The organism is Streptomyces mexicanus (assembly GCF_902506575.1).
In the GTDB taxonomy this organism is placed as follows: Bacteria; Actinomycetota; Actinomycetes; order Streptomycetales; family Streptomycetaceae; genus Streptomyces; species Streptomyces mexicanus.
The window spans coordinates 6,771,786-6,782,253 of sequence record NZ_LR732544.1 but is presented as its reverse complement, the minus strand read 5'-3'; the positions used below and the strand labels follow the sequence as shown (position 1 = coordinate 6,782,253).

Annotated in this window: 9 protein-coding genes and 1 pseudogene; 7 read left to right on the top strand and 3 right to left on the bottom strand. The window is 74.3% G+C overall.

The genetic code is table 11. The features are described from left to right. Positions 1-34: 34 nt before the first annotated feature. The 3 genes and pseudogenes from GV126_RS30310 to GV126_RS30300 form a co-directional block, all read left to right on the top strand. Positions 35-2,326, top strand: a pseudogene (locus GV126_RS30310) (SCO1167/SCO6262 family helicase); the annotation flags it as partial. A gap of 518 nt (positions 2,327-2,844) precedes the next feature. Further along, positions 2,845-4,233, top strand: a complete 1,389-nt coding sequence (locus tag GV126_RS30305; RefSeq protein WP_159672640.1) for an aldehyde dehydrogenase family protein — start codon at positions 2,845-2,847, stop codon at positions 4,231-4,233. Between the two features lie 14 nt (positions 4,234-4,247). Then, positions 4,248-5,330: a Zn-dependent alcohol dehydrogenase gene (locus tag GV126_RS30300; protein WP_159672638.1), complete on the top strand. Its 1,083-nt coding sequence runs from the start codon at positions 4,248-4,250 to the stop codon at positions 5,328-5,330. Between the two features lie 96 nt (positions 5,331-5,426). On the opposite strand, the gene GV126_RS30295 is transcribed toward GV126_RS30300, so the two are convergent. After that, positions 5,427-6,137, bottom strand: coding sequence for an ArsR/SmtB family transcription factor (locus GV126_RS30295; protein ID WP_159672636.1), 711 nt, complete (start codon positions 6,135-6,137; stop codon positions 5,427-5,429). Between the two features lie 61 nt (positions 6,138-6,198). Then, complete coding sequence (locus GV126_RS30290) at positions 6,199-6,846, bottom strand: TetR/AcrR family transcriptional regulator (protein WP_159672634.1); 648 nt, start codon at positions 6,844-6,846, stop codon at positions 6,199-6,201. An 89-nt stretch (positions 6,847-6,935) separates the two neighbouring features. On the opposite strand from GV126_RS30290, the gene GV126_RS30285 reads away from it, so the two are divergent. The 3 genes from GV126_RS30285 to GV126_RS30275 all read left to right on the top strand — a co-directional run bounded on the left by GV126_RS30285 (position 6,936) and on the right by GV126_RS30275 (position 9,196). Further along, positions 6,936-8,087 carry an acyl-CoA dehydrogenase family protein gene (locus GV126_RS30285; RefSeq protein ID WP_159674276.1) on the top strand — a complete coding sequence of 384 codons (1,152 nt, stop codon included), beginning with the start codon at positions 6,936-6,938 and terminating at the stop codon, positions 8,085-8,087. Positions 8,088-8,181: 94 nt separating this feature from the next. Further along, complete coding sequence (locus tag GV126_RS30280; protein WP_159672632.1) at positions 8,182-8,469, top strand: YiaA/YiaB family inner membrane protein; 288 nt, start codon at positions 8,182-8,184, stop codon at positions 8,467-8,469. Positions 8,470-8,572: 103 nt separating this feature from the next. After that, positions 8,573-9,196: a TetR/AcrR family transcriptional regulator gene (locus GV126_RS30275; protein ID WP_159672630.1), complete on the top strand. Its 624-nt coding sequence runs from the start codon at positions 8,573-8,575 to the stop codon at positions 9,194-9,196. Positions 9,197-9,353: 157 nt separating this feature from the next. Here GV126_RS30275 and GV126_RS30270 read toward each other — a convergent pair whose 3' ends face one another. Beyond that, the gene (locus GV126_RS30270; protein WP_028422864.1) at positions 9,354-9,815 is read right to left on the bottom strand and encodes a MaoC family dehydratase; all 462 of its coding nucleotides are present in this window, start codon (positions 9,813-9,815) and stop codon (positions 9,354-9,356) included. A 105-nt stretch (positions 9,816-9,920) separates the two neighbouring features. On the opposite strand from GV126_RS30270, the gene soxR reads away from it, so the two are divergent. Next, on the top strand, positions 9,921-10,400 hold the full coding sequence (gene soxR, locus GV126_RS30265; protein ID WP_159672628.1) for a redox-sensitive transcriptional activator SoxR: 480 nt from the start codon (positions 9,921-9,923) through the stop codon (positions 10,398-10,400). Positions 10,401-10,468: the final 68 nt, after the last annotated feature.

Here is a 10,468-nt window from a genome sequence, read left to right as displayed (position 1 = left end):
GGGGGGGGCGGCGGCAGCGTCAGAGGTGTAAAAGGGAGAGCCCTCCGCCGCCCGCCGCCCGCAGCCCCTGCCCGCCGCCCAGGACTGGGCCGCCGAGGTCGCCGCCGGCATGGACGCCGGCGTCCGCGTCTCCCTGCGCCTGGACCTGTCGGCGTACGACCTCTTCGACACCGAGGCCGGTGCGGGCGCCGACGCGAGCGCGGACGGCGGGGTCCTCACCCGCCGGGCGGGCGCGGCGATCGTCCAGGCGCACAACCTCGCCGACCCCACCCTCGTGGCCGACGCGGCGGACCTGTGGTCGGGGCAGGCCGACCCGGCGTTCGGCCCGCGCGCACGCGTGGACGCCGCCCTGGCCGTGCGGCGCGCCGCCCGTGTCTGGCCCCCGCTGGACCGGCTCGCCGAGCAGGAGGTGCCCGACGTCCTCGCCCTGTCCGAGGAGGAGGTGAGCGACCTGCTCGGCGCGGCCGCGACGCGGCTCGCGGCGGCGGGCGTCGCCGTGCACTGGCCGCGCGACCTCGCGCACGACCTCACCGCGACCGCCGTGGTACGGCCCGCGCCGGGCTCCGCGACCGACGGCACCGGCTTCTTCGAGAGCGAGGAACTGCTGCGCTTTCGCTGGCAGCTCGCGCTCGGCGGCGATCCGCTCACCGAGGCCGAGATGGACACGCTCGCCGAGGCCCACCGCCCGGTCGTCCGGCTGCGGGACCGCTGGGTGCTCGTCGATCCGGCGCTGGTGCGCAAGGCCCGCAAGCGCGACCTGGGCCTGCTCGACCCGGTCGACGCGCTCTCCGTCGCCCTCACCGGCACCGCCGAGGTCGACGGCGAGAGCGTCGAGGCCGTCCCGCAGGGCGCCCTCGCCGCCCTGCGGGACCGCATCACCGCCGGCGTGCGCCCCGCCGAGCCGCCCCCGGGCCTGCACGCCACCCTGCGCGACTACCAGCTGCGCGGCCTGGCCTGGCTGGACCTCATGACCTCCCTCGGCCTCGGCGGCTGCCTCGCCGACGACATGGGCCTGGGCAAGACGGTCACCGTCATCGCCCTGCACCTGAAGCGGGCCCGCCGCGAACCCACCCTTGTCGTCTGCCCGGCCTCCCTGCTGGGCAACTGGCAGCGGGAGATCACCCGCTTCGCGCCCGGCGTCCCCGTCCGCCGCTTCCACGGCCCCGACCGCACCCTGGACGGCCTCGACGGCGGCTTCGTGCTCACCACCTACGGCACCATGCGCTCGACGGCCGCCCAGCTCGCCGAGCAGCCCTGGGGCATGGTCGTCGCCGACGAGGCCCAGCATGTCAAGAACCCCTACTCGGCGACCGCGAAGGCGCTGCGCACCATTCCGTCCCCCGCCCGCGTCGCCCTCACCGGCACCCCCGTGGAGAACAACCTCTCCGAACTGTGGGCGCTGCTCGACTGGACCACCCCCGGCCTCCTGGGCCCGCTGAAGTCCTTCCGCGCCCGGCACGCGCGCGCCGTCGAGGGCGGCGAGGACCAGGAGGCGGCCGAGCGCCTGGCCCGCCTGGTGCGCCCGTTCCTGCTGCGCCGCCGCAAGTCCGACCCCGGCATCGTCCCCGAGCTGCCGCCCAAGACCGAGACCGACCATCCGGTCCCGCTCACCCGCGAACAGGCAGCGCTGTACGAGGCGGTGGTGCGCGAGTCGATGCTCGCCATCGAGACGGCCGGGGGCATGGCCCGCCGGGGTCTGGTGCTCAAGCTGCTGACCTCCCTCAAGCAGATCTGCGACCACCCGGCGCTGTACCTGAAGGAGGACCACGCCCCCGGGGCGGGCGACCACCTGGCGGCCCGCTCCGGCAAACTCGCCCTGCTCGACGAACTGCTCGACACCCTGCTCGCCGAGGACGGCTCGGCCCTGGTCTTCACCCAGTACGTCGGCATGGCCCGTCTGATCACCGCCCACCTCACCGCCCGCGCCGTCCCCGTCGACCTCCTCCACGGCGGTACGCCCGTCCCGGAGCGCGAGCGCATGGTGGACCGCTTCCAGAGCGGGGCGAGCCCCGTACTGGTGCTGTCCCTGAAGGCCGCCGGCACCGGCCTGAACCTCACCCGCGCCGGCCACGTCGTCCACTTCGACCGCTGGTGGAACCCGGCGGTCGAGGAGCAGGCCACCGACCGCGCCTACCGCATCGGCCAGACGCAGCCCGTCCAGGTGCACCGGCTGATCACCGAGGGCACCGTCGAGGACCGCATCGCCGAGATGCTCGCCGCCAAGCGGGCCCTGGCCGACGCGATCCTCGGCGCCGGCGAGTCGGCCCTCACCGAACTGACCGACCGCGAGCTGGCCGACCTGGTCTCGCTGCGAAGGGAGGCGTGATGGACGCCCGCCCCGCCGACGCCGCCCGCCGCGCCCTGCGCGCCGCCCGGCAGCAGCAGGCCCCCGCCGAAGGGGCCGAGGGCACGCCGGGGCCCGGCTCTCCCACACCGCCGCCACCCCCTTGCCTCGTCCGGTCCGGCCGACCCCACCACCTGACCGTACGTGCGAATCCCGCACACCCACACGCATTCCCCACCCGTTCACCCCGACCAGCGACCAGAAGTACACATGTTCACTCTTGCCCGGCTCCGCCGGGTCGGCGCTCGGGGTGCTCGGCGCTCCGGAGCCTGGTGTGGCGGCCCTCCATGCCGCCAGCGGTTCCCCGCAATGCGAACGCCAGGGCCTTCCCGGGTGAGCGGACGCCCCGCCCGTATGCCGCCGCCGGGTGCGCCCGGTGCCTCTGGCGCCCAAAAACTATCGACGCTAGTTTATGGCTCTGTCGATAGGTTGTGACGCGGACGACCGCCCGCCACGCGCGGTGGACGGCCCGGACGAGGCCCCCGCCCCGGAGGAGCACCATGAAGGCACACGACGGCATGTACATCGGCGGCGCCTGGCGCCCCGCCGCGGGCCCGGACGTCATCGAGGTGGTGAACCCGGCCGACGAACAGGTCATCGCGACCGTGCCGGCGGGCACCGCCGAGGACGTCGACGCGGCGGTGCGCGCCGCCCGCGCCGCCTTCCCCGCCCGGGCGGCCACCCCGCCCGCCGAGCGCGCCGCCCGCCTGGCCGCCCTCCGGGACGTGTTGCAGGCCCGCAAGGACGAGATCGCCGAGACGGTCACCGCGGAACTCGGCTCGCCGCTCGCCTTCTCCCAGGCGGTGCACGCGGCCGTGCCGATCGCGGTCGCCGCCTCCTACGCCGACCTCGCGGCCACCTACGCCTTCGAGGAGAAGGCCGGCACCTCCACCGTCCACCACGAGCCCGTCGGCGTGGTCGGCGCGATCACCCCCTGGAACTACCCCCTGCACCAGATCGTCGCCAAGGTCGCCCCCGCGCTGGCCGCCGGCTGCACGATCGTCCTCAAGCCCGCCGAGGACACCCCGCTCACCGCCCGGCTGTTCGCCGAGGCCGTGCACGAGGCCGGGGTGCCGGCCGGCGTGTTCAACCTCGTCACCGGCCTCGGCCCGGTCGCCGGGCAGGCCCTGGCCGAGCACCCGGGCACCGACATGGTGTCCTTCACCGGCTCCACGGCGGTCGGCAAGCGGATCGGCGCGATCGCGGGCGGCGCCGTCAAGCGGGTCGCCCTCGAACTGGGCGGCAAGTCCGCCAACGTCATCCTGCCCAGCGCCGACCTCGCCAGGGCCGTCAACGTCGGCGTCGCCAACGTCATGTCCAACTCCGGCCAGACGTGCAGCGCCTGGACCCGGATGCTGGTCCACCGCGACCAGTACGACCGGGCCGTCGAGCTGGCCGCGGCCGCCGCCGCCAAGTACGGCGACCGCATCGGGCCCCTCGTCAACGCCAAGCAGCAGGCGCGGGTGCGCGGATACATCGAGAAGGGCCTCGCCGAGGGCGCCCGCCTGGTCGCCGGCGGCCCCGACGCCCCGCGCGAACGCGGCTACTTCGTCAGCCCCACCGTCTTCGCCGACGTCACCCCCGAGATGACCATCGCCCAGGAGGAGATCTTCGGCCCGGTCCTGTCCGTCCTGCGCTACGAGGACGAGGAGGACGCCCTGCGCATCGCCAACGGCACGGTCTACGGCCTGGCCGGCGCCGTCTGGGCGGGCGACGAGGCGGAGGCCGTCGCCTTCGCCCGCCGCATGGACACCGGCCAGGTGGACATCAACGGCGGCCGGTTCAACCCGCTGGCCCCCTTCGGCGGCTACAAGCAGTCCGGCGTCGGCCGTGAACTCGGCACCCACGGACTCGCCGAATACCTGCAGACCAAGTCCCTCCAGTTCTAAGGGAGTCCCGCGTCATGGCCGTACGTGCCGCCGTCCTGCCCGCCATCGGCTCGCCGCTGGAGATTACCGAGATCGAGCTGCCCGACCCCGGACCCGGCCAGGTCCGCGTCCGCCTCGCCGCCGCCGGCGTCTGCCACTCCGACCTGTCGCTGAGCAACGGCACGATGCGCGTCCCGGTCCCCGCCGTCCTCGGCCACGAGGGCGCGGGCACCGTCCTCGCCGTCGGTGAGGGGGTCACCCACGTCGCACCGGGCGACGCCGTCGTCCTCAACTGGGCGCCCTCCTGCGGAACCTGCCATGCCTGCGCGCTCGGCGAGGTCTGGCTGTGCGCCGACGCGCTCAGCGGTGCCGCCCGCGTGCACGCCCGCACCACCGACGGCACCGAGGTGCACCCCGGCCTGAACGTCGCCGCGTTCGCCGAGGAGACGGTCGTCACCGCCTCCTGCGTGCTGCCCCTGCCCGAGGGCATCCCGCTCACCGACGCCGCCCTCCTCGGCTGCGCCGTCCTCACCGGCTACGGCGCCGTCCACCACGCGGCTCGGGTCCGGCCGGGCGAGACGGTCGCCGTGTTCGGCGCGGGCGGCGTGGGCCTGGCCACCCTCCAGGCCGCCCGGATCGCGGGCGCCGCCCGGATCATCGCCGTAGACGTCTCCCCGGCGAAGGAGGAACTGGCGCGCGCGGCGGGCGCCACCGACTACGTGGTCGCCTCCGAGAACACCCCCCGGGAGATCCGCGCCCTGACCGGCAAGCAGGGCGTGGACGTCGCCGTGGAGTGCGTGGGCCGCGCGGTCACCATCCGCGCCGCCTGGGAGTCCACCCGGCGCGGCGGCCGCACCACGGTGGTCGGCATCGGCGGCAAGGACGAGCAGGTCACCTTCAACGCGCTGGAGATCTTCCACTGGGGCCGCACCCTGAGCGGCTGCGTCTACGGCAACTCCGACCCGGCCGAGGACCTGCCGGTGCTCGCCGGCCACGTCCGCGCCGGCCGCCTGGACCTGGGCGCGCTGGTCACCGAACGGATCGCCCTGGACGGCATCCCGGCGGCCTTCGAGAACATGACGGCCGGAAAGGGCGGGCGGGCCCTGGTGGTGTTCTAGGGCAGCCCTGGTGGTGTTCTAGGGCAGCCCTGGTGGTGTTCTGGGGCAGGAGGAGGCCCCCCGGGCGGGCCGCCCGCAGCCGCGGCGGGCGCCGGGTCAGTGCAGTGCCGCCGGCTCGATGCCCAGCAGCTCCGACAGCGCGCGCTCACCCGAGGCGGTGACCTTCACGGCCCGCTCGGAGCCGATGCGCACGCACCAGCCCGCGTCCAGGGCGTGCCGGCACAGGGCCGCGCCCGCGACGCCCGCGAGGTGGGGGCGCCGCTCCGTCCAGTCCAGGCAAGCCCGGGCCAGGGGCCGCCGGCCCGTGCGCTCCAGCTGGATGCCGACGGACGCGAACCAGCTCAGCCCGGCCTCCGTCAGCGCGCACCCCGTCTCCTGGAGCAGCAGCCCGCGCGCCGTCAGCGCGTCGGTCACCGCGATGCCGAGGCGGCCGGCGAGGTGGTCGTAGCAGGTGCGGCCGCGGGCCATGGCCGAGCCCGCGCTGGAGGCGCGCAGCGTGCGCGGGCGGCGGGCGGCGGCCGGGGCGACCTGCGCGGCCAGGTCCTCGACGAGCTGGGCGACCCGGGCGTCGGCCAGCCGGACGTAGCGGTGCCGGCCCTGCCGTTCCTCGGCGAGCAGACCGCCCGCGACCAGCTTGCCCAGGTGCTCGCTGAGCGTGGAGGCGGCCACGCCCGCGTGCCGGGCCAGCTCGCCGGCCGTCCACGCCCGCCCGTCCAGCAGCGCCAGCAGGCACGCGGCACGGGTCTCGTCGGCGATGAGCCCGGCGAGCGCGGCCAGGCCGGGCGCCTGGGGGTCCTTCGTCGTCATGCGTCCCAGCATGCGGCAGGCACGGTTCGGCCGGCGCCGAAAGGTGTGCGCGGTGCGCGTCTCAGCCGGACGCGGGCCGCCCGACCTGCTCGTACTGCAGCGCCAGGCCGTCCAGCAGCGCCGTGAGCCCCGTCTCGAACGCCCGCTCGTCGATCTTCTCCTGCTGTTCGGCCAGCAGGTGGGCCTGGCCGAGGTGGGGGTAGTCGGCGGGGTCGTAGGCGCCGGCGTCGCCCACGAAGCCGCCGGCGAAGGAGCCGAGCGCGGAGCCCATGACGAAGTAGCGCATCAGCGCGCCGATGGAGGTGGCCTGGGCGGGCGGCCAGCCGGCGTCGACCATCGCGCCGTAGACCGCGTCGGCCAGGCGCAGCGCGGCGGGGCGGCGGCCGGGGCCGCGGGCCAGCACCGGGACGATGTTGGGGTGGTCGCGCAGGGCGGCCCGGTAGGAGACGGCCCAGTCGTGCAGCGCGGTCCGCCAGTCCCGGCCGTCCTCGAACATCGACAGGTCGACCTGGGCGCTGACCGAGTCCGCGACCGCCTCCAGGATCTCGTCCTTGGTGCGGAAGTGGTTGTACAGCGACGGCCCGCTCACCCCCAGCTCGGCGGCGAGGCGGCGGGTGGAGACGGCGGCCAGGCCCTCCGCGTCCACGAGGTCCCGCGCCGCCAGGACGATGCGGTCGGTGCTGAGCAGGGGCTTGCGCGGTCGGGCCATGGCGCACATAGTAGGCCTGCGGCGTAAAACTAGCAGTGATAATTTAAATGTACGGGTTGCAAGATCTTGCATCGGTGGGGTGACGCATGGTGAATCTGGAGCTGAGCGAGGAGCAGACGGCGGTCCGGCAGCTGGCCCGGGACTTCGTCGCCCGCGAGATCACCCCGAACGTGGTCGCCTGGGACCGCGCCGAGGAGGTCGACCGGGCCGTCGTGAAGAAGCTCGGCGAGGTCGGCTTCCTCGGCCTGACCATCGACGAGGAGTACGGCGGCTCGGGCGGCGACCACCTCGCCTACTGCCTGGTGACCGAGGAACTGGGCCGCGGCGACTCCTCCGTGCGCGGCATCGTCTCCGTCTCCCTCGGCCTGGTCGCCAAGACGATCGCCGCCTGGGGCAGCGAGGAGCACAAGCGGCGCTGGCTGCCGGGCCTGACCTCCGGGGAGTACGTCGGCTGCTTCGGCCTGACCGAGCCCGGCACCGGCTCCGACGCGGGCAACCTCAGCACGCGGGCGGTGCGCGACGGCGACGACTACGTCATCAACGGCACGAAGATGTTCATCACCAACGGCACCTGGGCCGACGTGGTGCTGCTGTTCGCCCGCTCCACCGACGCCCCCGGCCACAAGGGCGTCTCCGCCTTCCTCGTGCCCACCGACACCCCCGGCCTGACCCGCCGCACCATCCACGGCAAGCTGGGCCTGCGCGGCCAGGCCACCGCCGAGCTGGTCTTCGAGGACGTGCGCGTCCCGGCCTCCGCGATGCTCGCCCCCGAGGGCAAGGGCTTCTCGGTGGCCATGTCGGCCCTCGCCAAGGGCCGGATGTCGGTGGCCGCCGGCTGCGTGGGCATAGCCCAGGCCGCGCTGGACGCGGCCGTGACGTACGCGGGCGAGCGCGAGCAGTTCGGCAAGTCCATCGCCCACCACCAGCTGGTCCAGGAACTGCTCAGCGACATCGCCGTGGACGTGGACGCCGCCCGCCTGCTGACCTGGCGGGTCGCCGACCTCATCGACCGCGGGCAGCCCTTCGCCGTGGAGTCCTCCAAGGCCAAGCTGTTCGCCTCCGAGGCCGCCGTGCGCGCCGCCAACAACGCCCTGCAGGTCTTCGGCGGTTACGGCTACATCGACGAGTACCCGGCGGGCAAGCTGCTGCGCGACGCCCGCGTGATGACCCTGTACGAGGGCACCAGCCAGATCCAGAAGCTGGTCATCGGACGCTCGCTGACGGGGGTCTCGGCGTTCTGAGCCGCAGGACCTCCCGCGTGTCCTTCCGGCTGAGTACGCGACCTGAGTATCCCGGCGGATGCGGCGCCGGCCGCGTCCGCCGATGCTCTGTCCCATGAGTGACACACCGGTCAAGCAGCAGAGCACGGCCGCCTTCTACGGCCAGGCCGTCGCCTCCTTCGCGGTCGCCCTCGTGGCCACCGCCATCGGCATCTTCCGGCTCGACGCCGACGCCTGGGTGCGGGCCTTCCTTGCCATCGCCGTGCTGTACCTGGTCACCTCCGCCTTCACGCTCGCCAAGGTGATCCGCGACCGCCAGGAGGCCGGGCAGATCGTCAGCCGCGTGGACCAGGCCCGCCTGGAGAAGCTGCTCGCCGAACACGACCCCTTCGAGAAGCTGTAGGGGCGGGCGCCCCGCGTGGCACCCGTGCGACCAGCTCCGCTAAGCGCTCGCTCACCGGCGGCGGTATGGTGGTGCTCCTGTCACCGGAAGGGGCGAGTGAGCGATGAGTACGGCGGAGGAGACGACCGGCGGCGAAGTGGAGCCGTGGGACGAGGTCACCCCGGACGCGGCACGGCGGCTGCTGGTCGCCGCCGTGGAGGCCTTCGCCGAGCGCGGCTACCACGCCACGACGACCCGCGACATCGCGGGCCGCGCCGGCATGAGCCCGGCCGCGCTGTACATCCACTACAAGACCAAGGAAGAGCTGCTCCACCGCATCAGCCGGATCGGGCACGAGAAGGCCGTCGCGATCCTGCGCACCGCGGCCCGCGGCGAGGGGAGCGCCACCGAGCGGCTGGCCGACGCCGTCAGCTCCTTCGTCCGCTGGCACGCGGGGCGGCGCACCACGGCGCGGGTCGTGCAGTACGAACTCGACGCGCTCGGCCCCGAGGCCCGCTCCGAGATCGTCGCGCTGCGCCGCCAGTGCGACGCCGAGGTGCGCGGGATCATCGAGGACGGCGTGCGCGCGGGCGAGTTCGACGTGTCCGACGTGAAGGGCACGACGCTCGCCGTGCTGTCGCTCTGCATCGACGTGGCCCGCTGGTTCAACGTGAACGGCCCGCGCACACCCGACGAGGTCGGCGCGCTCTACGCCGACCTCGTGCTGCGGATGGTGGGCGCCGGGTAGGGCGCCCGCGGACTCCCGGGCGGTGACGTCCGCCGCCCCGTGGGCAGTGTCGCCCGCGGCCCCGTGGGCAGTGGCGCCCGCGGCCCCGTGGGCAGTGGCGCCCGCCGCCGGGCAGGCGGTGACGTCCGCCGTCTCGCGGACAGCGCCGCCCGCCGCCTCACAGGTAGTAGCGCGACACCGACTCCGCCACGCACACCGGCTTGTCGCCGCCCTCGCGCTCCACGGTGAAGGCGACCGCCACCTGCACCCCGCCGGGCACGTCCTCCACCGCGGTGATCGTGGCGGTGGCGCGCAGCCGCGAGCCGACCGGGACGGGGGAGGGGAAGCGCACCTTGTTGGTGCCGTAGTTGACCCCCATCTTCACGCCCTCGACCTTGATCAGCTGCGGCCCGAACAGGGGGAGCAGCGACAGGGTCAGGTAGCCGTGGGCGATGGTGGTGCCGAACGGGCCCGCCGCGGCCTTCTCGGGATCCACGTGGATCCACTGGTGGTCGCCGGTCGCCTCCGCGAACAGGTCGATCCGCTTCTGGTCGATCTCCAGCCAGTCGGTGTACCCCAGCTGCTCGCCCACCGCCGACTTCAGGTCGTCGGCGGACGTGAAGATCCTCGGCTCTGCCATGTGCCCGGCCTCTCGCTCGCGTGTCTAAGCAACTGCTTAGCATGGTCGGGTGCGGAGAGGATGTCAACGGACGGCACCCCGGGGGCGGTGGGTAGGCTCTGCGGAGTGCCCCAGATTCCCGAGAAGATCCACGAGCTGACCGTCGGCCAGGTGTCCGCGCGCAGCGGCGCCGCCGTCTCCGCCCTGCACTTCTACGAGGCCAAGGGCCTGATCTCCAGTCGCCGCACCTCGGGCAACCAGCGCCGCTACAGCCGTGACACGCTGCGCCGGGTCGCCTTCATCCGCGCCGCCCAGCGCGTGGGCATCCCGCTCGCCACGATCCGCGAGGCGCTGGCCCGGCTGCCCGAGGAGCGCACGCCCACCCGGGAGGACTGGGCCCGGTTGTCCGAGGCATGGCGCACGGAACTCGACGAGCGCATCAAGCAGCTGAACCGGCTGCGCGACCACCTCACCGACTGCATCGGCTGCGGCTGCCTGTCGCTGGACACCTGTGTGCTGTCCAACCCCGACGACGTCTTCGGCGAGCGCCTGACCGGCTCGCGCCTGATGCCCGAGCGGAAGAAGGCGCGGGAGACCGCCGACTAGATCGGGCCCCCCGCGCCCGCCCCTCGGAGGCCTGCCCCCCGGCGGGCGCGGGCCTCGCGGGCGCGGGC